Annotated in this window: 24 protein-coding genes and 1 pseudogene; 9 read left to right on the top strand and 16 right to left on the bottom strand. The window is 71.8% G+C overall.

The window, feature by feature from the left end; all coding sequences use genetic code 11:
• Window positions 1-96 precede the first annotated feature (96 nt).
• Complete coding sequence (locus tag HNP84_RS42000) at window positions 97-1,155, top strand: neutral zinc metallopeptidase (protein ID WP_185055660.1); 1,059 nt, start codon at window positions 97-99, stop codon at window positions 1,153-1,155.
• Between the two features lies 1 nt (window position 1,156).
• On the opposite strand, the gene HNP84_RS41995 is transcribed toward HNP84_RS42000, so the two are convergent.
• Entirely contained in the window at window positions 1,157-1,888 is a 732-nt protein-coding gene (locus tag HNP84_RS41995) for an alanyl-tRNA editing protein (protein ID WP_185055659.1), read from the bottom strand.
• A gap of 29 nt (window positions 1,889-1,917) precedes the next feature.
• On the opposite strand from HNP84_RS41995, the gene HNP84_RS41990 reads away from it, so the two are divergent.
• A complete protein-coding gene (locus HNP84_RS41990) occupies window positions 1,918-2,637 on the top strand; it encodes an SGNH/GDSL hydrolase family protein (protein WP_185055658.1) in 720 nt (239 codons plus the stop codon).
• Between the two features lie 85 nt (window positions 2,638-2,722).
• Here HNP84_RS41990 and HNP84_RS41985 read toward each other — a convergent pair whose 3' ends face one another.
• The 7 genes from HNP84_RS41985 to HNP84_RS41955 all read right to left on the bottom strand — a co-directional run bounded on the left by HNP84_RS41985 (window position 2,723) and on the right by HNP84_RS41955 (window position 14,159).
• Window positions 2,723-5,236 (bottom strand): glycoside hydrolase family 9 protein, encoded by a 2,514-nt coding sequence (locus HNP84_RS41985; protein ID WP_185055657.1) that lies wholly within the window; start codon window positions 5,234-5,236, stop codon window positions 2,723-2,725.
• 107 nt (window positions 5,237-5,343) lie between these two features.
• Window positions 5,344-8,295 carry a glycoside hydrolase family 48 protein gene (locus HNP84_RS41980; RefSeq protein ID WP_185055656.1) on the bottom strand — a complete coding sequence of 984 codons (2,952 nt, stop codon included), beginning with the start codon at window positions 8,293-8,295 and terminating at the stop codon, window positions 5,344-5,346.
• 252 nt (window positions 8,296-8,547) lie between these two features.
• The gene (locus tag HNP84_RS41975; RefSeq protein ID WP_185055655.1) at window positions 8,548-10,143 is read right to left on the bottom strand and encodes a cellulase family glycosylhydrolase; all 1,596 of its coding nucleotides are present in this window, start codon (window positions 10,141-10,143) and stop codon (window positions 8,548-8,550) included.
• Window positions 10,144-10,267: 124 nt separating this feature from the next.
• Window positions 10,268-11,701, bottom strand: a complete 1,434-nt coding sequence (locus HNP84_RS41970; RefSeq protein WP_312926904.1) for a serine/threonine-protein kinase — start codon at window positions 11,699-11,701, stop codon at window positions 10,268-10,270.
• On the bottom strand, window positions 11,688-12,692 hold the full coding sequence (locus tag HNP84_RS41965) for a LacI family DNA-binding transcriptional regulator (protein ID WP_185055653.1): 1,005 nt from the start codon (window positions 12,690-12,692) through the stop codon (window positions 11,688-11,690). The genes HNP84_RS41970 and HNP84_RS41965 overlap by 14 nt, the downstream gene beginning before the upstream one ends.
• A 150-nt stretch (window positions 12,693-12,842) precedes the next feature.
• A complete protein-coding gene (locus tag HNP84_RS41960; RefSeq protein WP_185055652.1) occupies window positions 12,843-13,169 on the bottom strand; it encodes a DUF2516 family protein in 327 nt (108 codons plus the stop codon).
• A gap of 591 nt (window positions 13,170-13,760) precedes the next feature.
• Window positions 13,761-14,159, bottom strand: a complete 399-nt coding sequence (locus HNP84_RS41955) for an ATP-binding protein (protein ID WP_185055651.1) — start codon at window positions 14,157-14,159, stop codon at window positions 13,761-13,763.
• Between the two features lie 191 nt (window positions 14,160-14,350).
• Here HNP84_RS41955 and HNP84_RS41950 point away from each other — a divergent pair, with 191 nt between their 5' ends.
• Both HNP84_RS41950 and HNP84_RS56505 read left to right on the top strand, forming a co-directional pair.
• Window positions 14,351-14,872 (top strand): UTRA domain-containing protein, encoded by a 522-nt coding sequence (locus tag HNP84_RS41950; protein ID WP_312926902.1) that lies wholly within the window; start codon window positions 14,351-14,353, stop codon window positions 14,870-14,872.
• A 13-nt stretch (window positions 14,873-14,885) separates the two neighbouring features.
• Window positions 14,886-15,611 (top strand): GntR family transcriptional regulator, encoded by a 726-nt coding sequence (locus tag HNP84_RS56505; protein WP_185055649.1) that lies wholly within the window; start codon window positions 14,886-14,888, stop codon window positions 15,609-15,611.
• 132 nt (window positions 15,612-15,743) lie between these two features.
• On the opposite strand, the gene HNP84_RS54230 is transcribed toward HNP84_RS56505, so the two are convergent.
• Window positions 15,744-16,064, bottom strand: a complete 321-nt coding sequence (locus HNP84_RS54230) for an ArsR/SmtB family transcription factor (RefSeq protein ID WP_185055648.1) — start codon at window positions 16,062-16,064, stop codon at window positions 15,744-15,746.
• Window positions 16,065-16,302: 238 nt separating this feature from the next.
• Here HNP84_RS54230 and HNP84_RS41935 point away from each other — a divergent pair, with 238 nt between their 5' ends.
• The 3 genes and pseudogenes from HNP84_RS41935 to HNP84_RS54225 form a co-directional block, all read left to right on the top strand.
• On the top strand, window positions 16,303-17,550 hold the full coding sequence (locus HNP84_RS41935) for an MFS transporter (RefSeq protein WP_312926901.1): 1,248 nt from the start codon (window positions 16,303-16,305) through the stop codon (window positions 17,548-17,550).
• A gap of 92 nt (window positions 17,551-17,642) precedes the next feature.
• On the top strand, window positions 17,643-18,011 hold the full coding sequence (locus tag HNP84_RS41930; protein WP_221337415.1) for a VOC family protein: 369 nt from the start codon (window positions 17,643-17,645) through the stop codon (window positions 18,009-18,011).
• 5 nt (window positions 18,012-18,016) lie between these two features.
• A pseudogene (locus tag HNP84_RS54225) lies at window positions 18,017-18,259 on the top strand (DUF1905 domain-containing protein); the annotation flags it as partial.
• A gap of 332 nt (window positions 18,260-18,591) precedes the next feature.
• Here HNP84_RS54225 and HNP84_RS41920 read toward each other — a convergent pair.
• The 4 genes from HNP84_RS41920 to HNP84_RS41905 form a co-directional block, all read right to left on the bottom strand.
• Window positions 18,592-19,020, bottom strand: coding sequence for a hypothetical protein (locus HNP84_RS41920; RefSeq protein WP_185055646.1), 429 nt, complete (start codon window positions 19,018-19,020; stop codon window positions 18,592-18,594).
• Between the two features lie 3 nt (window positions 19,021-19,023).
• Complete coding sequence (locus HNP84_RS55580; protein ID WP_185055645.1) at window positions 19,024-19,566, bottom strand: helix-turn-helix domain-containing protein; 543 nt, start codon at window positions 19,564-19,566, stop codon at window positions 19,024-19,026.
• Window positions 19,567-19,642: 76 nt separating this feature from the next.
• Window positions 19,643-20,566 carry a M56 family metallopeptidase gene (locus tag HNP84_RS41910; RefSeq protein ID WP_185055644.1) on the bottom strand — a complete coding sequence of 308 codons (924 nt, stop codon included), beginning with the start codon at window positions 20,564-20,566 and terminating at the stop codon, window positions 19,643-19,645.
• Window positions 20,567-20,582: 16 nt separating this feature from the next.
• Window positions 20,583-20,939 carry a BlaI/MecI/CopY family transcriptional regulator gene (locus HNP84_RS41905; RefSeq protein WP_185055643.1) on the bottom strand — a complete coding sequence of 119 codons (357 nt, stop codon included), beginning with the start codon at window positions 20,937-20,939 and terminating at the stop codon, window positions 20,583-20,585.
• Between the two features lie 75 nt (window positions 20,940-21,014).
• Here HNP84_RS41905 and HNP84_RS41900 point away from each other — a divergent pair, with 75 nt between their 5' ends.
• Complete coding sequence (locus HNP84_RS41900; RefSeq protein WP_185055642.1) at window positions 21,015-21,536, top strand: O-acetyl-ADP-ribose deacetylase; 522 nt, start codon at window positions 21,015-21,017, stop codon at window positions 21,534-21,536.
• Here HNP84_RS41900 and HNP84_RS41895 read toward each other — a convergent pair.
• Genes HNP84_RS41895 through HNP84_RS41885 form a run of 3 tightly spaced genes read right to left on the bottom strand, consistent with a single transcriptional unit; the run spans window position 21,517 to window position 23,619 of the window.
• Complete coding sequence (locus tag HNP84_RS41895) at window positions 21,517-22,041, bottom strand: GNAT family N-acetyltransferase (protein WP_185055641.1); 525 nt, start codon at window positions 22,039-22,041, stop codon at window positions 21,517-21,519. The two genes, HNP84_RS41900 and HNP84_RS41895, sit on opposite strands and share 20 nt — an antisense overlap.
• Before the next feature lie 20 nt (window positions 22,042-22,061).
• Entirely contained in the window at window positions 22,062-22,856 is a 795-nt protein-coding gene (locus HNP84_RS41890) for a class I SAM-dependent methyltransferase (protein WP_185055640.1), read from the bottom strand.
• Window positions 22,857-22,872: 16 nt separating this feature from the next.
• The gene (locus HNP84_RS41885; RefSeq protein ID WP_185055639.1) at window positions 22,873-23,619 is read right to left on the bottom strand and encodes an SDR family oxidoreductase; all 747 of its coding nucleotides are present in this window, start codon (window positions 23,617-23,619) and stop codon (window positions 22,873-22,875) included.
• Window positions 23,620-23,741: 122 nt separating this feature from the next.
• Between HNP84_RS41885 and mshA the strand changes: the two genes are divergently transcribed.
• Complete coding sequence (gene mshA, locus HNP84_RS41880; protein ID WP_185055638.1) at window positions 23,742-25,058, top strand: D-inositol-3-phosphate glycosyltransferase; 1,317 nt, start codon at window positions 23,742-23,744, stop codon at window positions 25,056-25,058.
• Window positions 25,059-25,071 lie beyond the last annotated feature (13 nt).

Genomic DNA, 25,071 nt, shown 5'->3' with positions numbered 1-25,071 from the left:
CAGTGAATCCGCGATCAATACCCCTCGATCGCGAAATTCCGCTAGATTCCCGCCGATACGCGGTCCATCCCAGCAACGGCCCGGAAAGGTGATCGGATGCCCCCACGTAGGCGAGACTCCTCCGCCGGCCTGCTGGCCTTCGGCGCGCTGGGCGTGCTGGCGCTGACGCTGACCGGCGTCGTGCTGGCCGCCGGGTTGGCGGGCGGCGAGAGCGCGGTCGCCCCGGCCGGCCCCGCGAACGGCCCGAAGGCGACCGGCGGCACGGCGTCCGCCGTGCCGGTGTCCACCGATCCCGCCGAGGTCTCCCCGCCCCCGCTGCGCCCGCCCGCCCGGCTGAGGTTCGGCGAGGGCGGCCGGTCGGGCGGCGTCTCCGTACGCCCGGTCGCCGCGGAGCGGTCGCTGCTGGTGGACCTGCGCTACATGCGCCGCTCGGAGACCCGGGCCAGGCTCCAGCGCAACCCCCTGTACGCCACCGGCGTGATGCGCCCCACGAGCTGCCGCGCGCCGCGCCCCTCCGCCAGGGCGGCCCACATGAACGCCTTCCTGCACGCGGTGACCGACTGCCTGGACCGGGCCTGGGCCACCAAGTTCGACCAGGCCAGGGCGGTGTTCCTGACGCCCAGGAGGGTCTACTACAGCCGGGGCGGGCGCGGGCCGTGCGGCACGTACCCGGCCGAGACCGCCGCCGCGTACTACTGCCCGTCCAACCGGGGCATGTACATCGGCCTGACCCACGTGATCGGGGCCTCGGGGCAGGTGAACCCGGCCGCCAACCACGTCGTGTACCTGGCCCTGCTCGCGCACGAGTACGGCCACCACGTGCAGAGCATGGCCGGGATCGGCGGCGCGTGGTGGTGGGAGGTCTCGGACAAGTCGCGGGCGGCCCGCGACGCCCACTCGCGCCGCAACGAGCTGCAGGCGCAGTGCCTGGCGGGCGTCTTCACCCGCAGCGTACGCGGCTCGCTCGCGGTCACCTCGGGCCTGTGGCGGCAGACCGTGCAGGGCGACTACCGGCGCGGCGACGACCAGAACGGCTACGGGCTGCGCGACCACGGCAGCGGCGCGAACTACGCCGCCTGGCTGCACCACGGCTACCGCTACGGCCGCATCGCCTACTGCAACACCTGGGTGGCCGCCGCCTCGGACGTGAGCTGACCTACTCCACCGTGATGCGCAGCCGGCGGAAGCCCTTGCCCTTGCTCTCGATCTTGGCCACCTTGATCCGGCCGATCTGCTTGGTGGAGGCGACGTGGGTGCCGCCGTCGGCCTGGCAGTCGAGCCCCACGATGTCCACGATCCGCACCATCTCCACGTTCTCGGGCACCAGGTTGGTCGCGGTGCGGATGATGTCGGGGATCTGGAACGCCTCGGCCCGCGGCAGCACCCTGACGTCGATGCGGCGGTCGGCCTCGATCTCGGCGTTGCAGGCGTCCTCGACGGCCTGCTTGAAGCCGGGCGGCACCTCGGGCAGGTTGAAGTCCATGCGCGCGGTCAGGGGCTCCATGTTGCCGCCGGTCACCAGCGCGCCGTAGTCGCGGAAGACGACGCCGCACAGCACGTGCAGCCCGGAGTGGGTGCGCATCAGCGCCGAGCGGCGCTCGTCGGCGACGGCGGCCCGCACGGTCGTGCCCACCGGTGGGATCGGGTCGCCCTCGACCGGGATCAGGTGCAGGTCGTCGTTCTTGCGCACGCCCGCGATCCGGGTCTCGACGCCCTGCCAGATGAGAACGCCCTGATCGGCGGGCTGGCCGCCCCCGCCCGGATAGAATGCCGACCGGTTGAGCACGATCCCCTCGGCAGAGGCCTCCAGCACGACGGCCTCCCAGTCGCGCAGATCCTGATCGGCGAGTTCGAGTCGTTGGGTGCGTCCGTGGGAATCGATGGTCATGTCGGCAGCCTAGAGCTCGCGAGGTGTACATGCGCGGCGGATTGCGAGCGCATCGCGCCCTGACGAGCGCGATCGGGCCCATTTTGGCGATTTGTTGTGCCATTACCGGCCTGTCCGGGTGCACGGCCGGGCCGTCCGGCACCAAGACCCCGCAGGCCGACCGGCCCGCCGCCGACCCGGGCCCCGCGCCGGTCGTGATGATCGTCGGCGACAGCTTCACCGTCGGCTCCGGGCCGGTGCCGCGCTGGGAGACCTACGCCGCGCTGGCCGCCAAGCGGCTCGGCTGGCAGCTCATCACGGCCGGGGCCGGGGGCACCGGCTTCGTCAACAAGGGCCGGGTGGGCCGCGACTTCCGCGAGTCGTTCGAGCGGGAGCTGTCCTGGCGGCCCGCCCCCGACATGGTGATCCTGTCCGGCGGGCACAACGACCGCCGGGTCACGCCCGAACGCGTGCACGACGCGGCGTCCAGGACCATCGCCGCGGTCCGCGCGACCTGGCCGCGTACCCGGATCGTGGTGGTCGGGCCGATCTGGCTGCGGCGCGCGCCCGACTGGGCGTACGACGTGCGCGACGCCATCGCGGCGGCGGCGGAGAAGTCGAAGGCGACCTTCCTCGACCCGCTCGCCCAGCCGATGGTGGCCGGGCCGGTCAAGACCTCGGTGCTGCCCGACGGCGTGCACCCCACCCACAGCGGCCACGCGCACCTGGCCAACTGGCTGGTCACCGCGCTGGGCGGCAGCGCCGACTGAAACCGGCCGAAACGGGCGGGCTGGAAATAGGGGCCGGCCGGGCGAGGGGTCCGCGACGCCCGGCCGGCGGTTCGGGGGCGGCGCCCTACCCGGTGGTGCAGGTCACGACCGGGGTGGCGCTCGCGCCGCTGGCGATCAGGCCGAACGACGCGGTGCCGCCGGGGGCGAGCGAGCCGTTCCAGGACACGTTGCGCACGCCCACGTTCGCGCCCGTCTGGGTGTGCGTGCCGTTCCACACCTGGCTGATGCTCTGGCCGCCCGGCCAGGTCCAGGTGACGGTCCAGCCGGTGATCGGCGAGGCGCCCTCGTTCTTCACGGTCACCTCCGCCTGGAAGCCGCCGCCCCAGGAGTTGGCGACCTTGTACGCCGCGCTGCACCCGCCCGCGGGGGCCGACGTGGTGGTGAACGCGGTGCTCTCGGACTCCGGCGAGCTCTTGCCGGACGCGTCCCTGGCCACCACGTGCACCGTGTAGTCAGTGTCGGGGGACAGGCCGGTGAGCGTGAACGACGTGCCGTCGGCGGTGCCCGCCAGGGTCGAGCCCCGGTAGACGTCGTAGCCGGTCACGCCCACGTCATCGGTCGAGGCCGCCCAGGTCACCCGGGCGGTCGAGCCGGTGATGTCGCTCACGGCCGGCTTGCCCGGCCTGGTGGGCGGGGACTTGTCCTCCACCGGCTCGCCGTCGCCGGGCGTCTCGCCGAAGATCCTGGTCGTGCCCGCGTACAGCGGGATGTGCTCGACCAGGACCGGGGTCGCGCCGGGGGTGGTGGCGACGCCCGCGTACGACCAGTCGTTGGACGGGTCCCAGGTGCCCGAGCTGGAGATGCGGAACTGCACCTCGCGGCGGTGCTGCGACTGCCCGGCCGGGGCGATGGCGGTGCCGGAGCAGTCGATGGTGACGTAGTAGATCTTGCCGCTGTGCAGGGTGGGGCCGGTCGGCGCCTTGCACTGCGTGTACGCCGAGCTGACGCTGATCTGGCTCGCCGTGGTCGAGCCGTCCAGGGTGAAGTAGTAGCGGAACGAGCCGTTGTTCAGCACTCGGGCCGGCCAGGCCGACTGGTTGCGCACGATGGCCTTGATCTCGGTGAACCCGGTGCCGGAGGCGTTCACGCCCGCCTCGACGAAGATCTCCGGGCCGTCCGGGGTCTCCTCTGGCGGGAAGTTCGCCAGCGGGGTGCCGCCGTACTCCTGGTACAGGCGGGCCAGCGCGCTGGTGAAGCCCGCGTTGTAGTCGGTGGCGACCTCGTTCATCACGAAGTCGTCGCGCTTGTCGGTGTAGGCGTCGTTCGGCTCGGGCGGGCCGCCGACCAGCGCGCCGTACAGGGTGTGCCGGGTCTCGGCCGGGTTGGTGATCTGGTCGGTCCAGCTTCCGTGCGCGGTGCGGTGGTGCGGGTTCTTCGGCGGGTTGGTGCCGAACCCGATCATGTAGGAGGAGTTGCGCGGGTTGTCGCCCAGCGCGTAGTTGATCTGCCGTACCGCGAAGTCGTGATATCTCGCCTTACGGGTGGCGTCGCTGATCGAGTCGCTGTGCACCAGCGCGGCGAAGGCCGTGTTCGCGGCGTACCGGAGCGAGCCCCACCGGTCCAGCACCGCCTGGCCGCCCGGCGAGTAGTTCACCCGCTGCCCGTTGACGCCGACCGTCCAGAAGTCCAGCCACCGGTTGGCGTCGTCGAGGTAGCGCTGCTTGCCGGTGAGCTTGTGCAGCAGCACGTACGCGCCGTACGACTTGTCGTCCCAGGCGACGGTCCACTTGTAGGACTTGGTGCTGGTCTGCGGTTCGTTGCCGAGGTTGTCGTAGTACGACTCGGCCTTGGTCAGGTACGCCGCCTCGCCGGTCGCCCGGTGCAGCCAGATGGCGCCCCACACCAGCTCGTCGTGGTAGCCGCTCCAGGAGTTGTAGTAGCCCCGCGCGTCGGTGATGCACTCGCTGTACTTCTGGCGCACGGTGTCGGCGAAGGTGTAGAGCTGGCGCGCGTGCGTGAGCAGCGTGTCGGCGTACTGCGGATCGGTGGGCCGGAACACCATCGACGAGGCCGCCATCGCCGCCGCCGTCTCCCCGGCCAGGTCCGACCCGCCGCAGGACGCGTCGATCTTGTACGCCGGCCGGCTCATCTGCATCGCCTCGGCCGGCCCCCACCACGCGTGGTCGGCGCCGCCGTTGCCGACCTGCCCGTAAAGGACGTTCGGCGACGGATGTGCCTTGATGAAGTAGTCGTTGACGAACCTCAGGTTGTTCAGCAGGTGCGTGAGCTGGCCGGAGGAGGAGTACGCCGAGCGGTACTCCACCGCGCCCCAGGCCAGCATCGTGGTGGAGAACGCCATCGGCAGGCCGAACTTGACGTGGTCGCCCGCGTCGTACCAGCCGCCGGTGAGGTCCAGGCCGACGTCCTTGCCGTCGTCGAGCGCCGAGTCGCCGCGCCAGCTCACCCGGTTCCAGCTCGGCAGCTTCCCCGACTGCTGCGCCTCGTAGAACCAGATCGACTTCTGCAGCGCCTCCCCGTAGTTGAACGCCGGGGCCGCGGCCTGGGCTGTGCCGGGAATCCCGGCCAGCAGCGGCAGGGCCAGCGCCGCCGCCGCCACCGCTGTGCATGCTCGTCTCATGCTCTTCCTCGAAGGTCTTCCTCGAAGGGGTCTTCCTTGGGGGGTCTTCGGTGGTGCCCAGGACGCGGCGGCAGGTCAGGGATGCCGCCGCGCCCCGGGAGATCAGATCACTCGGAGGAGGGGAACAGGCGTCCGTACTCCGCGAGCGCCACCGCCACGTCCACCTGGGCCCAGAAGCGGTGGTAGTTGAAGGTCGGCGCGGGGCCCGTGCCGTCCAGGTAGCTCTGCACCTTCGGCCAGTCCGGGTCCCTCTTGTAGAAGGACCGGATGGAGATGAAGGTGGAGTTGGAGTCGATGGTGTCGCCGTTCGGCATCTTCCCGGTCCACCCGGCGGGGATGTAGATCGGGTCGTCGAGCCGGTTGTAGTCGGCCTTCGTCTCCGGCACCGAGACGCCCTTGGCGTCCTGGTGGTTCTCCCACATGCCGTCGAGCAGCGCCTTGGCGATGTCCCTGGCCTCGGTGTCGCCCGACCTGGCCGCGTAGTACATCAGCACCTTGGCGTACGAGCCGGCCACGCCCACGTCGGTGGTGTAGTCGCGGATCGTGACGTGCAGGTTCGCGTTGGCGCCCGGGTTGGCCGGGTTCCAGGTGTCGGGCTGGCCGCTCCACACCAGCGTCGAGGGGATGCGGTACGTCCCGTCGGCGTTGATCGTGGTGTTGTCGGTGGCCCACTTGACCCACTTGTCCAGCACCACCTTGGCGTCGGTGTTGCCGGTGGCGTAGTAGAGCTCCGCCACCCGCTCCATCGTCCACGCCTGGAAGCCGAACCACTGGTTGGACGGCGGGTCGTGGTAGACGGGCTGCCAGTCGTAGGTCATGCCGTAGAACGTCGGCAGGTTCGACGGCGGGGTGGCGTAGTGGCCCTGCCAACTGTTGGTCGCGCCGCCGGCGATGGCGCCCTCGGCCGACTGCAGCCAGCGGTAGAACTCAAGCTGCCGCTTCAGGCTGGTGCTCCAGTCCTGGACCGCCGTGGTGCCCTTGGGCTTGAGCGCGTCCACGTTGGACAGCACCCAGGCCGCCATCGGGTTCTGGTAGCCGGAGTGGTTGTGGCTCGACCCGATCCGCCAGGCCCAGCCCGCCGAGCTGTCCAGCGCGCCGCCCCAGGCGTAGTACCAGCTCAGCAGGTACGACGCGCTGTCCTTGCCGGTGCCCGCCGGGCAGGAGGTGCTGGTGCAACCCTGCTTCTTGAAGTACTTGTCGTACATCGCGTAGCGCAGGTAGTCGCCCATCTTCGCGGCCTTGGACACGGTGGTCGAGATCTGCGACGCCTTGCCCTGCTCGGTGGCCCAGGTGTGCGCCCAGTACGCCACCTGCACCGCGCGGGCGTCCGCGTCGGGGGCGTTGGTGTACTTCCACTGCTTGGCGTAGGAGCTGTCGCCGGTGAACAGGTCGAGGAAGCCGTTCCTGCCGCCGTGCGCGAAGGTGTCGCAGGACGGCTGCGGCACGGTCTCGAACACCGACTCCTCGGGCCCGCGCTGGTAGGTGTTGATGTAGGCGGGCTTGGTGGTGCCGTCGCCGCAGCGGCCGAAGCCGTAGGTGTTGTCCACGTCCAGCAGCCAGTGCATGCCGTAGATGTCGCTGGTGCCGTAGGCGGTCTTCAGCTCGTTGGCGATCGGGTCCACGCCCACGGTCACGCTGGTGTCCAGCTTGGACGGGTACTGCTTGATGTCGTCCCACTCACCCGCGTACGTCGCCGGCTTGCTGGGGTTGTAGAAGCTGTTGGTCGGCTGGTCGGCGGTGGCCGGGATGATGTACCTCTCCATCGAGGCCCACGCGTCGTTGAACTTCGACCAGTCGCCGGTCACCCGTCCGTACACCGCCTCCAGCCACAGGTAGTAGCTGTAGGCCTCGGACGTGGTCTCGTGCCCGTGGTCGGGCGCCTCCACCATCAGGGTCTCGATGGAGTGGTAGGGCACGCCCTGCGGGGAGAAGTACCCGTTGGCCGGGTCCTTCAGCTTGTTGTACATCGTGAGGAAGCGCTGGGTGTACTCGCCGTCGCCGGTGCCCAGGTCGTTGTCCGCCTCGGTGGCGGTGACCTTCGCCGGGGTGTGCCCGGTCGCGGTGGCGGTGAACTCGGCGCTGCCGCCGGTCTCGTCGGCGTCCTCGGCCGCGCCGATCGTGACGTTCTGCGCGGTGTTCCAGTTGGACGAGGTGAACGTCAGCGACCCGCCGCCCTCGACGCTCAGGTCGGTGTCGCCGGAGGTCCTGGCGGTGGTCACGGTGACGTTCCCGGAGGGCTGCCGCGACAGCTTCACCCCGAACGTCGCCTCCCCGCCCTCGGCCACCGTGATCGTGGCCGGCGAGACGACCACCGCGGGCTCGGAACTCGCGCTCACCGTGATCCCGACCGGGTCGGAGGTCTTGGTCGCGCCCAGGTTGTCGGTGGCCCGCGCGCTGAGCGAGTACGACCCGGCCGCGACGTTCGTCCAGTCGAAGGTGTACGGCGCGCTGGTGTCGGTCCCCACGACGGTGGACCCGTTCAGGAACTCGACCTTGGTCACGCTCCCGTCGCTGTCGGAGGCCGTCGCCTCCATGCTCACGGTCGCCGGGGCGGTGAAGGTGGCGCCGGCATCGGGGCTGTCCAGCGAGACGGTGGGCGCCTGGTTGACCGGGTCGCCGCCGTTGCAGGCCGTGCCGTTTATGGTGAACGCCGTGGGCTTGGCGTTGGTGCCGCTGTAGGAGGCGTTGAAGCCGATGCTGGTGGACTGCCCGGTCGCCAGGTTGCCGTTCCAGTCGTAGCTCCTGGCGGTGACGTTCGCGCCCGACTGGGTCCAGGTCGCGCTCCACCCGTGGCTGATTCTCTGGTTGCCCGGGAAGGCGAACCCGAGGGTCCACCCGTTGATCGGGTCACCGTTGTTGGTGATCTTCACGGTGGCCGTGAAGCCGGTGCCCCAGTCGTTCGCCTGGTAGTCGACGGTGCACGCCACCGCCGCCTGGGCGGCGGTCGGCGCCAGGGCGGTCAACGTACCCGCGGCCAGGGCGGCGACCGCGGCCAGCGCGACGCGCCGTCTCGCCCGCGGGCGTGGGAGCGCTCCCGCTTTCAGGGGTGCTCGATACATGAGAAAGGTCCTCCGGGGGGATCTCTCGGTACGAAGTACCGAATCTGAGGGCCGATGGAGAAGGAATAGGATGGGAGCGCTCCCATCGAAATCTGGCGTCACCGTTGCGACCGTGTCAATGACGCGTTACGCCCCGATGACGCCGCCTGCGTCTTTCCGTCCCGTGCAACTGAAACTTTCAGCCCCGCCCCGGGCGGGGGCCCGCATGCGTACGGCCCCCGGCGGGGGCGGGGGCCGTACGGTGGGGAGTGCTCAGCCGCAGGTGACGGGGCCGGGGGTGGCGCTGGAGGCGCCGTTGGCGGTGAAGCCGACCGCGACCGACGCGCCCGGAGCCAGGTTCCTGGCCCAGTCGGGGCCGCGCGCGGTCCAGGTGGCGCCGCTGGTGGTCACGGTGGCGTTCCACGCGTTGACCAGGCTCACCCCCGAGGGCATGGTCCAGCTCGCCGACCAGTTGCTCCACGTGGACGTGCCGGTGTTCGTGATCGTGGCCTCGCCCTGGAAGCCGCCCTGCCAGGAGTTGACCTGCCGGTACGTCAGCGTGCACGAGGCCGTGCCGCCCGTGGGCGTCGCCGTCGCCGAGGGCGAGCCGGTGCCGGGGCCGCCGCCCACCGGCGGGATCAGGTACGGCTGCAGGATGCTCTGCTTGTTCTGGTCCACGGTCGTCCAGTCGTCCTTCACGATGCCGCCCGTGTCACCCGAGTTGGGGTTCCACGACCAGTACGTGAACGACATCCCGTTGACGCCCGTGCCGAGGTACTTCATCAGCTCCTGCAACCAGATCTTGTCCACGCCGGCCACCAGGGTGGTGCCGAACTCGCCCAGCATGATCGGCGCGACGTTCTGCTTGTACAGGTAGCCCCAGTACTTGTCCCAGATCGCGGGCATGTTGGCCGGGTAGTCCGGGTCGTCGAACCAGTCCTGGTGGTAGACCGAGGTCGCGTACTCGTGCGGGGAGTACACCAGCCGGTTGGGCACGTCGAGCCGCACCGGGAACTGCCCGGCCTTGGACAGGTTGCCGCCCCACCAGCCGCAGTCCTCGTCGTTGCTCGGGTCGCCGTCCCACACGTTGGACAGGCCACCGCTCGGGCAGCTCACGCCCTCGACGAAGATCAGCCAGTTCGGGTTCACCTCCAGGATCGCGTTCCCGGCCCGCTCGGCGGCCAGGCGCCAGTCGCGCGCCGGGTCGCCGCAGCCCCAGCACGCGCCGGTGGCGTTCGGGTTGGTGCCCTCGGCGTGCGGCTCGTTGTGCAGGTCCGCGCCGATGACCGTGGGGTTGCCGGCGTACCGCTGGGCGAGCATCCGCCAGTCGGCGATCCACGTGGACTCGGGCGTGGCCGGGACGTACCACAGCGCCGACTGCCCCGCCGAGGTGGGCCGGTGCCGGTCCAGGATGATCCGCATGCCCTTGGACCCGGCGTACTCGATCACCTTGTCCAGGATCTGCAGCGGGCTGAGCCCGATCAGGTCGGGGTTGACGAAGTCGTTGATGCCGGTGGCGGTCGCGCCCGCCTTGAGCGCGTCGTTGGAGTAGGGCACCCGGATCGTGTTGTAGCCCAGATCCGCCATCAGGTCGATCTGGGACTTCCACGGGTTGCTGGACCACAGGCCGTGGAAGGTCCGGTTGTCGGTCTCCATGCCGAACCAGTTGATTCCGGTCAGGCGCACCGTGGCGCCGGTGCTGTCCACGATCTCGTTGCCGGAGGTGCGCAGATAGCCGGTGCCGGTGCCGGCCGCCGCCCCGGCGGGAGCGGTGGCGACCGCGACCGCCACCACCGTGGCGGCCACGGCGGTCAGCAACGCGGTCAGCGCCGCCTGCCACGCGCCCAGGCGCGTACGCGGGACTTTCATGCGGGCCCTTTCGAGAGGATGCCGACGGGATGAACGTCGTGCCGCATGCTTCGGCGGGCCCCTCGCGAGCGTCAACGCCAGGCCGGGCCGTACGCGGCCCGACCTGGCGTGATCACTGAAACTTTCAGGTCCGCGACGGGGCGCGCACGGCGTCCTCGATCATGGACAGGCGGACCTCCAGCGCCTGGCGTACGGAGTGGGGGAGCAGTCCCTCGCGGTCGCGGTCGCGCACCTTCGTACGCAGCCCGTCCAGCGCGCCCGCCGGGTCGCCGGAGAGCAGGTTGCCCGCCACCTGCACCAGGTCCACCGCCACGTGCCGCTCGATCAGCCGGTTCGCCTCGGCGGTGTCCACGGTCGCGGTGAAGGCGTCCACGGCCTCGCGCAGCGTCACCCTGGTGATGCGCGCCACCTCGGCGCCGGCGCTGTGCTCCGCCGTCGGCTCCGCCACGGGCTCCGACGTGGCCCGGTACGCCTTCGTGGCGGGCGTCGGGGTCGGGAACGGCGTCGGCTCCGTACGCGGCGCCGGCACGAACAGCGGCGACGCGGCCGCCTCGCTCGGCTCGGGCGGCGCCGCCGCGTCCGTCCAGCCCACCACGCCCAGCGCCGCGGCGACCGTCATCGCCACCGACAGCGTGACCGCGACCCCGCGCGGCATGCCCACGGTGACCGGGCCGCCCGGCGGCGCGGCGGCCTGGGTCAGCACGTCCGCGAGCCGCTGCATCTTCGGCCGCCGGGCCGGATCGGCGTCCAGGCAGCGCCGGCACAGCGCCGCGATGTCGTGCGGCAGCCCCGGCGCGTACGGCATCGGGGGCGGGCCGCTGCGGTCGGCCTTCTCGATCTCCTCCCAGGTCGTCTCCGGATAGGGCGTGTGGCCGGTCAGCATCGCGAACAGCAGCACGCCCAGCGAGTACACGTCCACGGCCGGGTCGTTCGGCGCCCCCGTCAGCCGCTCCGGCGCGACGTACGGCGGGGTGCCGTAGTCGGCCACGCGGTCGGAGACCGGCTCGCCCACGAACGCGGCGATGCCGAAGTCGAGCAGCTTCGCCCCGTCGGGCGTGAGCAGCACGTTCTCCGCCGTCACGTCGCGGTGCACGACGCCGCGCTCGTGCGCGGCGGCCAGCACCGTCGCCACGCGCGCCGCGATGCCCACCGCCTCCCGCCACGGCAGCGGCCCCTCCGCGATCCGCTCCGCCAGCGGGGTGCCGTCGAGCAGGCGCATCACCACATACGCGGCCATGCGCCCGTCCGACGTCACGGTCTCGCCGTAGTCGTAGACCTCGATCGCGTCCGGATGGATGAGGCGCGCGGTGGCGCGCGCCTCACGGCGGATCAGCTCCCGCTCGGCGTGGTCGGCCCCGAGCGGCCCGTCGAGCACCTTCACCGCGACCATCCGGTGCAGCGACTGGTCGAACGCGCGCCAGATCGCGCTCATGCCCCCGCTGGCGATCTGTTCGAGCAGGCGGTACCGGCGGGTGAGAACGTCTCCTTCGTGCAGGCCCCTTGGTTCGTCGTGCCATCCCCGTGGTTCGTGATATCCCCCCGGTTCAAGCGGAATCACGGATCACCAGCTCTGTGGGCAGAATCGGGTTGTTGGCAGGAGTCTCGCCCGTCGCGGTGGCCATCAGCAGCAGGCGTACGGCGACGGAGGTGAGCTCCTCGATCGGCTGCCTGATCGTGGTCAGCGGCGGGTTGGTGTGGCGGGCGATGGGGGCGTCGTCGTACCCGATCACGGCCACGTCGTCGGGCACGCGGCGGCCCGCCCGCTTGAGTGTCTGGATCGCGGCGGCGGCCATGGTGTCCGACCCGGCGAACACCGCGTCGAGGTGCGGTATCCGGCCGAGCAGCCACTGCATGGCGTGCCCGCCCGAGGCGTGGGTGAAGTCGCCGTACGCCACCGGCACGTTCGTCATCCCGGCCTTGGCGAGCGTTTGCAGGAAGCCCTCCAGCCGGTCGCACGCGCCCGGCAGGCCCGGTGGCCCGCCGATGGCGGCGATGGCCCTGCGCCCGGCGAGCAGCAGATGCTCGGCGGCCTGGCGCCCGCCGTCGCGGTTGTCCATGTCCACGTACGGCATCTCCAGGCCGTCGGGCAGCCGGCCGATGCTGCGGATCGGCACGCCGGAGGCGGCGAGCGTCACCATCAGCGGATGCCGTTCGCGGGCCCCGATGAGCAGGATGCCGTCCACTGTTCCCGCGACCAGCGGTGGCGCGGTGATCGTGGACGTGTTGGGCGTTGCCGTCATGATCATCATAGGCACGCCGTGCCCGGCCAGGGTGTCGTCCGCCGCGGCGAGCAGCCGGGCGTAGAACGGCTCGGTGAACAGGCGTTGGGGTGACTCGCAGACCACGGCCGCGATGAGCTGATCGCTGCGCCGGGCCGACACTCCTCGCGGGGCTCGCCGCCGTACGTACCCCAGGCGGGACATCGCGTCATGTACCTGACGGCGGGTGGAGGTGCTCACCCGCACCGATCCCGTGAGTACGCGTGACGCCGTTGCTGGGGAAACGCCGGCTGCGGCGGCGACCTGAGCGAGGGTGGGCAGATCGTCCATTGTCTCCTCCGCACCGATTACGCGCGCAGGTGGGAGCGCTCCCAGAAACGTATCATTGTTTCGTAAGTGTCAACAGATGTTTCCGAAAAATCACCACGTGATCCGTCAAATCGGTCAGCACATAACTGTTTCCGCAGGTGACAGTGGCGATTACCAGGGACCGTAGGGACCGGAGTTGCCGCCCTTACCGATCTCCTTCACCGCCGGCCGCACGTCGGCCAGGTAGATGCCTGACGCGATGACCGAGGCGATCGTGAAGATTCCGATCACCGAAAGATACTGCACGGCCGCGGCGAAGGAGAAGAGCACCGCGAACCCCAGAATGATCGTCCACAGCTTCTTGGTCTGCTTCCCGGTCACCGCGAAGGCGCGCGCCGGAGTGCGGAGCGCGTGCACGAACGCGAACGCCGACATGGCGAACGCCCCGATGGCGAGCAGCCAGAAGATCAGGTCCAGCGCAGAATGGATGCCCAGCATCGCCGCTCCTATCACCAAGACTCAAGCACCCCCACCCTAACCGCCAACCGCGCCCCACGCGCCCCCCAGAAGCCGAACCGAAACCCCGTGAAGCCATGCCAACACCCGCGTGTCCTCGCGCGGCCGCGCATCGGTGCGGGCGGCTGACCCACCCGCCACCCCCCGCCCTACCGGGCGGGCCCCTCAACACCGCCGTGGCCGAGGTCCCGCCGCACCCTCAGGACCGCCTTCCGCGCCGCGGCGATCGGCGTATGGCAGCGCCGAACCCCCGCCCCGTTGCCCACGACAGTGCGCTACTGCCCTGTCGTCCGCGACACAGCCCCCACCCGCGACACAGCCCCCCATCCGCGACACAGCGCCCCCGCGCGTGGCGGATCCACTCCGCCACTCGTGGCGGTCCGCCCCGCCACCCGCGATACAGCGCCCCACCGCCTGTGACGGACCCACCTCACCACCTGCGGACAGACCGCTCTTCTCGGAAGCCCGTGACGGGCCGGACAGATGGCCTTGCATACCGCACGCGCGGACTGCCCATGTCTGCCGGTGACGCGGACTCGCCGCCATCCCGGGTGTCCGTACGTGCTCCCGGGCTCAAGTCCTCACAGCGGCCCATACCGTCCTCTTGTTGTCCACCGAGTAGTGGCCCCACCGGTCCGCCAGCGCGGCGACCAGGGCCAGTCCGTAGCCGGACTCCGACAGTTCCACCCGCCGCCTGACGAGAGGGCGGGTGCTGGAGCCGTCGTCGGTGACCTTCACCCCGGCGAAGGCCGTACCGTCGCAGCCGGCCCCTTCGATGACCCGCACGCTCACCCGGCCGCCCGGAAGCCTGGAGAAGGAGTGGCGTACGGAGTTGGCGACCAGTTCCGAGGCGATGAGGGCGAGATCGTCGAGACGGGGATGGGCGGCGAGCGCCGTCGAGACGAAGGCGCGGCAGGCGTGTGGCGCTGATGGCGTGCCGTCCAGGACGCACGTGCTCACGGTCACCGGCATGACGACCACCTCTCGGGAGGCGCGGCCCGCTTCGCGCGTGCCGCGCGGGGTAGGGAGACGGCCGCAACCATACTGCGATTTCGATAAAGCAGTAAGGGATTCGAGGAATCGCTCTTGATCGCAACCATGCTGCTTGTCCGGTAAGGTGGCGTTTGCGGTGAGGGGGAAGCATGGATGGTCAGGGCAGGTGGGTGAGCGTTTCCACGGCGTACGTGCGTCCCCGGCGGGCGGGGCGGCAGGAGGCGTGGGCCGAGGAGGCGGCAGCGCAGGGGAAGGCCGGTACGCAGGAACTCCGCGAGGTGGGCGAGGTCGCGCCACCCGCAGAGGTGGCGGGTGCCCTGGGGGTGGCCGCGGGCGAAAGCGTCGTCGTGCGGCGGCGCGTGATCCTGCTCGACGGGCACCCGGTCGAGCTGGCGGACTCGTACTATCCGGGATGGATAGCGCGCGGGACACCGCTGGCGGAGTACAGGAAGATCCGCGGTGGCGCGATCACGTTGCTCGGCGAACTCGGCCACGCGCCGCGCCACGTGGAGGAGGACGTCTCAGCTCGCCCTGCCACCGACGAGGAGCGCCGGCTCCTGCGCCTCCGCGAGCATGAGTACGTACTGGTCCTGTTCCGCCTCATGACGGCGGACGACGGCACACCGATAGAGGCGAGCGTGATGACCATGAACACCGAGAGCCGGCACCTGCGCTACGCGCTCGACCTGTGATCCGGAGACCGAAGTGGCCAGGCACACGGATGGGCGGCCCCGGCACCAGCAGATAGCGGCCGAGCTCAGGGCGCAGATCATGTCGGGACGGTTGACACCGGGAACGCGGCTCCCCTCGACTCCGCAGCTCGCCGAGCGTCATGCGGCGGCGGGGGCCACCGTCCAGCGCGCTCTGTCCCTGTTGAAGGACGAGGGATTCGTCTACGGCCACCCGGGCAAGGGCGTCTACGTCCGCGACAGGGCGCCCGTCGTGGTCGAGGCCGCCGCATACTTGGCTCCCTCACCGCGCGGGTACGCGTACCGGCTGCTCGACGTGGCCGAATGCGAGCCTCCTGCCGACATCGCCCGCGCGCTTGAGCTGGACGAGGGCGGAAGGGCGATCCTGCGGCGGCGCCTGCTGCTCAGCGACGGCGATCCGCTGGAACTGTCGTGGTCGTACTACCCTCTGGAGATCGCCCAGGGGAGTCCGCTCACCCGCCGCGCCAAGATCCCCGGCGGTGCCCCTCAGGCCCTGGCCGATCTCGGGTTCCCGCAACGGGAGTTCGAGGACCGGATCTCGGTCCGGCAGCCGACCACGGAGGAGCAGGAAGGGCTGGAACTGCCGGACGACGTGCCGATTCTGCGTCAGTTCCGGGTGGTGTACTCCGACAGCCGGCGTCCGGTGGAGGCGTCGATCCTGATCAAGGGAGGACATCTCCACGAGCTGAGGTACCGGCAGCCCATCGCCGAAACTCCCTGACTGCCCCGCTGTCCTTCCGGGCCGGCCCATGCGCCGACGCGCGGCGCCGCTACGTGCGTCCCCGGCAGGTGGGGCAGCGGGAGGCGGGGTCGAGGAGGCGGCCAGGCGGCGGTGCCGTACGTGCTTGTTCGGCTAGTCCGCGGTCGCGCGGAGGACGGCGTCCAGCAGGCCCGGGAAGCGGTCGTCCAGATCCTCTCTGCGCAGGCTCACGTACCGATGCCGGCCCTCCGGGACGTTGCGGATCACACCGGCCTCGCGGAGGGTCTTCAGGTGGTGCGACAGCGTCGACTTCGGCACCTTTCCCTCGGTGGGGTGGCACGCCGACACCTCCAGCGGGGCCTGCGCGAGCCGCCGTACGAGGGCCAGCCGCGAGGGGTCGCTGAGCGCGAACAGCACGTCGGTCAGCACCAGGCTCGCGGCGTCGGGGTGCGGTAGGTCCCGGGCTCCAGGCACGGTTCGATAATAGTTGAACTCTCGGGTGGCGTCGTCGTACGGTATTTCGGTTCGAAAATGTTGGAACCGTGACGCTGGGAGTGCCGTGATGACGACATCGGGGGGCTGTGCTTCGTCGGCGAACACCCTGGACGCGGACCCGGGCGCGCCGGGCCGCGCACCCGGACGGGGGGACGGCGAGGCCGGAGGCGGACCCGGAGGGGCCGAGACGGTTGCCGGGACGGGGACGGTCGGGAGGGTGGCGCGGGGCCGGGTCTCGCGCGGGGCCGGGTTCTGGTTGCTCGCCGGGGCTCTGGTGGCGTTCATGGCCGCCGCGAGCGCCCCCTCGCCGCTGTACGTGGTCTACCAGCAGCGCTGGGGCTTTTCGGCGGCCATGCTGACCACCGTGTTCGCGGTCTACGCCGTCGCGCTGCTGATCGCGCTGCTCACCGTCGGCGGGCTGTCCGACCACGTCGGCCGGCGGCCCGTGCTGATCGCGGCCCTGCTGGCCGAGGCGGGCGCCATGGTCGCGTTCCTGACGGCGGACGGCGTAGGGGCGCTGCTGCTGGCCAGGGTGGTGCAGGGCCTGGCCACCGGGGCGGCGACGGGCGCGATCAGCGCCGGTCTGGTGGACCTGCAGCCCGGATCGGGCCGCGTCCGTCAACTGGGCGCGCTGGTCAACAGCGTCGCGCCGACCGGCGGTCTGGCCGCGGGAGCGCTCGGCGCCGGTCTGCTCGTGCGCTACACGGCGGCCCCGACCACCTCGGTCTTCGTCGTGCTCACGGCCGTCTTCGTGCTGCTGGCGGCCGCGATGGCGCTGCTGCCCGAGCCGGTCGCGCCCCGTCCCGGCAGGGGACGCGACGCGCTCGTCTCGCTGCGCCCACGGGTGGCGGTGCCACGGCCCGCTCGCGGCGCGTTCGCGGCGGCCGTTCCCTCCCTGGTCGCCACGTGGGCCATGGGCGGGCTCTACCTGTCGCTGGGCGGCTCGCTGACCGCGGGCGTGCTGCGCGTCCCCGACCGCCTGGTCGGCGGGCTCGTCGTCACCGCGCTCACCGCCGCCGGGGCCGTGGCGTGCCTGGTCGTACGCGACCTGCCGGCGAGGCGGGTCATGACGGGCGGGTCGCTGGTGCTCGCCGCCGGCACCGGCCTGACCCTGGCGGCGCTCGCCGCCGGGTCCACGCCGCTGTTCTTCGCCGCGACGGTCGTCGCGGGCTGCGGGTTCGGCAGCGCCTTCCTCGGCGCGTTCCGCTCGCTCGCGGCCCTGGCGGGCCCCGCCGAGCGGGCCGGGATGTTCGCGTCCGTCTACGTCGTCAGCTACCTCGCCTTCAGCGTGCCCGCGGTCGCCGCGGGGTTCGCGGTGCCGTCGCTCGGCCTGGGCGTCACGGCCACCGTGTACGGCTGCGTGGTCGTCGTCCTGGCCCTCCTCACGGCGGTCTCCGGCCTCGTCCGCGACCGTACGCCCCGCGCGGAGAGCGCCGATCGGCCTGTCTCCAAGGCCGGTGCGTGACGGAGCCTGCCGGGACTGGGCGGACGCCTGTCCAGAACCGGGGTGGGCCGTTCGTCCTTCATGTGAGACCTCGAAGAGGGCAGGAGGACGAAATGGGTGTCAGTCGTATCACCGGGATCAGGACCGTTGGCGTTCCCGTTACCGATCAGGATCGCGCCGTCGCGTTCTACGCCGGGACACTGGGGCTCGCCAAGACGCTGGACGCGCCGGTCGAGCGGCTCGGCGGGCGGTGGATCGAGGTGGCGGCGCCGGGGGCGGCCACGACCATCGCGCTGGTTCCCGCGCGGGAGGCCGGGGTCGAGACCGGGATCAGGCTGACCACGGGGGACGCCGCGCTGCTGCGGGAGGAGCCGGCGGCGCGCGGCGTGGACGTGGGCGAGCTGCTGCGGTGGGAGGGTCCCGCCGATGTTCGCCTTGCGCGACCCCGACGGGAACGGCCTGGAGATCACGGAGAGCGGTGAGTGAGATGAGCGCGCTGGACAAGGAGTTCACCGCGACGCTGGTGAAAAGCCCGGCGAAGGGCGGGCACACGTACGTCGTGTGGCCGGAGTCGGTGGCGTTCTTCGGGACGCGGGGGCTGGTCAAGGTGCGGGGGAGCATCGACGGGCACCCGTTCCGCGGCTCGTTCATGGCGATGGGCGACGGCACCCATAAGCTGCCGGTCAAGGCCGAGGTCCGCAGGGCGATCGGCAAGGAGGCGGGGGACACCGTGACGGTGCTCTTGCAGGAGAACGGCCGGGGAGGACCCATGCCGCTCTACATCGCCCTCATCTACACCGCCGAGGTGGACTGGAGCCGGCCGGAGTACGCCGACGGGCTACGGGAGTACGCCGCGTTCGAGGAGGCGCACCGGGCCGTGCTGCGGGGCGGCCACGCGCTCTACCCGACCGCGACCGCGACGACCGTGCGCGTGCCCGGCGGCAAGGGCGGGCGGCCGATCGTGGGCGACGGCCCGTACGCCGAGACCAAGGAGGCCCTGACCGGTTTCTACGACGGAAAGGCCCGCCCCCGGGTGGGGACGGGCCGGTGTCGCCGGGGCCGTCAGGCCTTGGCGGGCGCCTTGCGGGTGGCGGGCTTGCGGGCCGGGGCCGGGGCCGGCTTGTCGGCCTCGGACTCCTCGGAGTACTGCTCCAGCTCCAGGGCGGCGTCGCCGCTCACCCGGCTGACGACCCGGCGGCCGCGGGTGGCGAAGTCCTCGTAGATGGCCGTGGCCCGGGTGTTGAGGGCGTCGGCGTACTCCTTGGCCTTCTCCGGGAGCTCGCGGGCGTAGCCCTCGGCCTTGGCGGCGTACTCGCGGGCCTTGACCGGCAGCTCCCTGGCCTGCTCGCGCAGCTCACCGCGCTGCGCGGTCAGCCGCTCCAGGGCGGCGGGCAGCTCGCGCAGCTTCTCGACCGCGTAGTCGCCCGCGCCGGCCACGGCGTAGAACGGCTTGGACTCGGTGAGCTTCTTTACCTCGGTGGCAATCGTCATGGGTTAACCTTCCTTGGTTTCCGGTGTGGCGTTGCCGTTGCCGGAGGCGGCTCCGTTGGTCGCCGTGAAGGGCTCGAATGCGGCGATCGAGGTCTCCTCTGGCAGCGGCTCTCCGTCGTCCTGCGATGGGGTCGCGCCGCTCCCCTCGGGCCTCGGCTCGGGGCGCGCTTTCTGGGAGGTCTGCGTGCCCTCGGCCGGGGCCCCGGCGCGGTTCTCCTTGCGGAACGACTCATAGATATCGATCAGCACCTGCCGCTGTCTCTCGGTGAGGAACGTGTCGGCGCGAATGGCGGTCAGCACATCGCTGTCCTGCTCGCGATCCTCGATCAGGCCGGCCTGCACGTAGAGCGCCTGAGCGGAGATCTGCAGCCCCTTGGCGATCTGGTTCAGGATCTCCGCGCTCGGCTTGCGCAGCCCTCGCTCGATCTGGCTCAGGTAGGGGTTGGAGACCCCCGCCGCCTGCGCGAGCTGCCGTAGCGAGATCTTCGCCTGCTGGCGCTGCTCACGGATGTATTCGCCGATCGAGCCGACCTTCGGTAGTGCCATGCCTCCAGTATGTGCCCCCGTGCTTGCAATTGCAAACGCGGCGGCTAACTGGAGCTAGCGGTCGGCGGTGAGACGGTCAGTGCGGCAGCAGCCACAGCAGCGGCGTACTGGTGATCAGGGCGGCGCTGAGGCTCAGGGCGGCGGCCGTCACGGCGCGCGGGAGCGCGGGGCGAGGGGTCACCAGGCGCTCCACGCGGAGCATCACCGTGGCGGCGGGGCCGGTGGCGCCCATGGTGCCGGTCGGGGTCGGGATCGCGCCGGCGGTGCCGAACCGCAGCAGGGCCGTGGCCAGACGGCGGGGCGAGCAGAAGCGGCGGGCCCGGTCGTCGGCGGCCATCTCGATCAGCAGGCCGACGGCGTCCTGCGCGTCGCGGACGATCTGGGACCACGGCAGCGCGCGGCGCAGGGCGGCGAACGGGAGCAGCACCAGGTCGTGGCGCTCGCGTACGTGGGCGGTCTCGTGCGCCAGGAGGGCGGCCAGCTCGTCGGGGGAGAGCAGCTTCAGGGTGCCGGCGCTGATCACGACCTGGGAGCGCAGGCCGGGCACGCAGTACGCCGCCGCGCCCGGGTGGTCGAGCACGCGCACGCCCGGCACGCCGGGGTCGTCGCGGGCGATCAGGGCCAGCATCTCGCGGTGCCTGCGCCGGGCGCGCAGGGTCTGGAACCCCGCCGTGACCAGGACGCCGACGAGCACGGCCAGCAGCGACAGCCCGGCGATCAGGGCGAGCACGTGGGGCATGTCGTAGGCCCCCGGCGGGCCGTAGCCGCCGCTGGCCGCCGAGTACGCGAACGCGGCCAGCCCGCCGACGATGCCGCGGTCGTACGGCTGCAGCGCGTACGACAGCAGGGCGCCGGTGCTGGCAAGGCCCCAGGTGACGCCGAGCGCCTGCCAGAGCAGGATCGCCGTGCGCGGCGCGCGATAGGCCCAGCGGGCGGTGGTGAACCGCCACGCGCCGGCCACGCAGGCCAGGGCGAGAAGCCCCAGGGCCGCCGCCGTCACGGAACGGCCTCCTTGCTCACTCGTCCTCCAGCTCCGTGAGCGCCTTGCGCAGGATCTCGGCCTCGGGGCCCGAGACGGCCTGCGCGAAGCGGGTCAGCGCGGCCGAGCGGTCGCCGGTGAGGTCGAGCGCCTCCAGCATGAGCTCGGCGACGTAGGCGTCGCGGCTCGCCGCCGGCTGGTAGCGCCACGCCCGGCCGTCTCGCGTGCGCGCCAGGAAGCCCTTGCGGGTCAGCCGGTCGAGCACGGTCATGACCGTGGTGGGTGCGAGGTCTCTGTCGGCGATGTGCCTGCCCACCTCGCGGGCCGTCATGGGCGTGTTGTGCGCCCAGAGGATGTCCATGATGCTGCGTTCGAGCTCGCCCAGACCCTTCACGCCCTCCACGATAGCGCGGCCACCACGGAATGTAGTACTACGTGTTGTCGAGTTCACGTGTGGTAGTCCGGTCGTATGGCCGAAATCTCGCTGGTGCTGGGCGACATCACCGAACAGCGCGTCGATGCCGTCGTCAACGCCGCCAACTCCTCGCTCATGGGCGGCGGCGGGGTGGACGGCGCGATCCACCGCAAGGGCGGGCCGGAGATCCTGGCCGAGTGCCGCGAGCTGCGCGCCTCGCGCTACGCCGGCGGCCTGCCCACCGGGCAGGCGGTCGCGACCACGGCGGGCCGGCTGCCGGCCCGCTGGGTGATCCACACGGTCGGGCCCGTGTACGCGCGTTCGGAGGACCGCTCGCACCTGCTGGCCTCCTGCTATCGAGAGTCGTTGCGCGTCGCCGACGAGCTGGGCGCGAAGAGCGTGGCCTTCCCCGCCATCTCCACCGGCATCTACGGCTGGCCGCTGGACGACGGCGCGCGCATCGCCGTCGAGACGGTGCGCGAGACGCCGGCCGAGGTGGCCGAGATCCGCTTCGTGCTGTTCGATACCACAGCGTACGCCCATTTCGGACGCGCGCTCAGCGGGTCAACATCTTGACCAGATAGATCTCCTCGCGGTCGTCGCCCGGCCCCACGCGGATCGCGCCGGGGATCCTGCCCACCTCCCGGTAGCCCATGCGGGCGTAGAAGGCGTCCACGCCGGTGCCGCCCCGGCAGACCAGGTGCAGCGCCTCGGCGCCCTGCTCGCGGGCCACGTCCTCGGCGGCGCGCATCAGCGCGGCCCCGTACCCCTTGCCCTGGTGCTTGGGGTGCACCATCACCCGGACCACCCAGCGCCAGTGGGCGCGCAGCGCCGAGCCGTTGTCGGCGAGCACCAGCCAGCAGGCGGGCGCGCCGTCCTCGTCGAAGCCGGCGAGGAGGTGGTCCGGGCCGCCGGGGCCGCAGCGGGCGAACGTCCGCTCGGCCGTCGGGCGTACGTCGTCGGCCGTCACCGGCGGCACGAAGCCCACCGCGCCGCCCGCGTTGGTCGCCTCCGCCCAGCAGTCGATCAGGTCGGCCACGAGCCGCGGGGTCAGGTCGGGATCTGTGACGAATCGGAGCACGTCCGCCAACGATATGCGGCTCAGCGCGATGGGCTGACGGCGGCCCAGGGGATGGTCAACTCGCCCTGGCGCCAGCGGGCGCGCCCGCCGAGCGGGGGATGGGCCGCGACCGGCCACTTCTCCGCGACCGTCTGCACGGTGGCCAGCCAGCGCTGGCGTACGCCGTAGGCGGAGTACGGCGCGTGCGCCGCCCACGCGCGGTCGAGATCTCGCAGCAGCGCGTGGATCGGCTCGCCGGGGACGTTGCGGTGGATCAAGGTCTTGGGCAGCCGCTCGGCCAGGTCGGAGGGGCGTCCGAAGCCGGTGAAGCGGGCCGACAGGGTCAGCGTGCGCGGGCCCGAGGCGTCCAGCGCCACCCAGGACGCCCGGTGGCCGATCTCGGAGCAGGTGCCCTCCACGATCGCGCCGGCCGGGTCGATGCGGGAGCGCATCAGCGCCCACGCCTGCCACGCCTCCTCCTCGCCGTACTGGCGCAGCACGTTGAAGGCCCGCACCAGCACCGGGCGGCGCTCCACCGGCAGTTCGAAGCCGCCGAGCGCGAAGCTCAGCCCCGGCCGCTGGAACGGCAGCGCCGCCGCCACCCGCGCCGGGTCGATCTCGATGCCGGTCACCTCCACGTCCGGCCGGACCCGGCGCAGCCGGGTGAACAGCTCCAGGGTGGTGACGTGCGAGGCGCCGTAGCCCAGGTCCACCACCAGGGGGCGGCGGGCGGCGGCCAGCAGCCGGGCGTACACGGCCGCGATCCAGCGGTCGGCGCGGCGCAGCCGGTTGTGCCCGGTGGTCCCCCTGGTGATGCTCCCGACCGGCCGTTTCACGAGAAGTCCGGCCGTTTCACGAGAAGACGCGGTGGACCTTGTGCTGGGCCGCCTGGGCCCGGGGACGGATGATCATGCGGTCGATGTTGACGTGGGCCGGGCGGGTGACGCACCAGGCGATGGCGTCGGCCACGTCGTCGGCCGTCAGGGGGTCGGGCACGCCCGCGTACACCTTGGCCGCGGCCTCGGCGTCGCCGCGGAAGCGGGTCAGCGCGAACTCGTCGGTGCGCACCATGCCCGGGGCGATCTCCACGACCCGCACCGGCTCGCCGACCAGCTCCAGGCGGAGCGTCTCGGTCATCGCCGTCTGCCCGTGCTTGGCCGCGCAGTAGCCGCCGCCACCCTCGTACGACACCAGCCCGGCCGTCGAGGTCAGCATGACCAGCACGCCGTCGCCCGACTCGATCAGCTTGGGCAGCAGCGCCTTGGTGACCCGCAGCGAGCCCATCACGTTCACGTCGTACATGCGCTGCCAGTCGGCGGGGTCGGCCTGCGCCACGGTCTCCAGGCCGAACGCGCCGCCCGCGTTGTTGACCAGCACGTCGCACCGCTCCAGCCCGGCGGCCAGCGCGTCCACCGAGTCCTGCGCGGTCACGTCCAGGGTCACCGGGGTCACGCCCGGCACCCGCGCGGCCAGCTCGTCCAGCCGCTCGCGGCGCCGCGCCGCCGCCACGACCTGGTAGCCCTCGGCGGCCAGCCGCCGCGCCGTGGCGGCGCCGATGCCGCTGCTCGCCCCGGTCACCACCGCTGTGCGCTTCGTCACGTCCACATCGTCCCTTCATCGCCGGCTCGCCTATCTTGCCAGGCGTTTCTCGCCAGGCGTCCGGACCTGCCCCCGATGCGGGGCCGCCGCCGGAGCTGTGCTCACATATCGGGAATCACCGGATGATTTTGAAAGTTCATAACGCTCTGGAGGTGGTGTCGGTGAGGCGACGACGGGTGAGCCGGGTCGCGACGATCAGCATGCACACGTCCCCCCTGGACCAGCCGGGGACCGGGGACGCGGGCGGTATGAACGTCTACATCGTGGAATCCGCCAAGCGGCTCGCGCACCTGGGCGTCGAGGTGGAGATCTTCACCCGGCAGACCGCGCGCGACCTGCCGCCGGTGGCCGAGATCGCGCCCGGGGTGTCCGTCCGCCACGTCACGGCCGGGCCGTACGAGGAGCTGGACAAGGGCGACCTGCCCGGCCAGTTGTGCGCCTTCTTGTCCGGGGTGCTGCGTACCGAGGCGACCTACGATCCCGGGCGCTACGACGTGATCCACTCCCACTACTGGCTTTCCGGGCAGGTCGGCTGGCTGGCCAAGGAGCGCTGGGGCGTGCCGCTCGTGCACACCATGCACACCATGGCCAAGGTGAAGAACCTGCTGCTCGCCGCGGACGACAAGCCCGAGCCGAACGCCCGCGTCCTCGGCGAGGAGCAGGTCGTGGACGTCGCCGACCGCCTGGTCGCCAACACCGCCGCCGAGGCGCGCGAGCTGGTCGAGCTGTACGGCGCCGACCCCGCCCGCGTCGCGGTGGTGAACCCGGGCGTCAACCTCACCGTGTTCCAGCCCGCGTCCACCGGCGCCGCCCGGCACCGGCTCGGCCTGCCCGACGACTCCCGGGTGCTGCTGTTCGTCGGCCGGGTGCAGCCGCTCAAGGGGCCCGACGTGCTGCTGCGCGCCGCCGCCCGGATGCTGGTGGAGGACCCCGGGCTGCGCCGCAGGCTGGTCGTCGCGTGCGTGGGCGGCCCGAGCGGCAGCGGGCTGAGCCGCCCCGCCATGCTCGCCGACCTGTCGCGGGAGCTGGGCATCGCCGACATCGTGCGCTTGGTGCCGCCCGCCCCGCAGCACGAGCTGGCCGACTGGTACCGCGCCGCCGACGTGACCGTGGTCCCCTCGCACAACGAGTCCTTCGGCCTGGTCGCCCTGGAGTCCCAGGCATGCGGCACGCCGGTCGTCGCGGCCTCGGTCGGCGGCCTGCGCACGGCCGTGCGCGACGGCGTGTCCGGGCTGCTCGTGGACGGGCACGACCCCGGCGACTGGGCCCGGGTGCTGCACCGGCTGCTGCGCGAGCCGCGCCGCCTCGCCGTGCTCGCCGAGGGCGCCGTCGAGCACGCCGCGGCGTTCGGCTGGCAGGCCACCGCCTCCCGCCTGGCCGAGGTGTACGCCGGCGCGATGGCCCACCTGCACCGCACCCCCGTGGCCGTCAACTCGTGAGCGCCGTAGGGTG

The sequence above is a fragment of the Thermocatellispora tengchongensis genome (assembly GCF_014202315.1).
In the GTDB taxonomy this organism is placed as follows: domain Bacteria; phylum Actinomycetota; class Actinomycetes; order Streptosporangiales; family Streptosporangiaceae; genus Thermocatellispora; species Thermocatellispora tengchongensis.
Note: the sequence above shows the minus strand (reverse complement) of the source record. Positions and strands in the feature narration are given on the sequence as shown.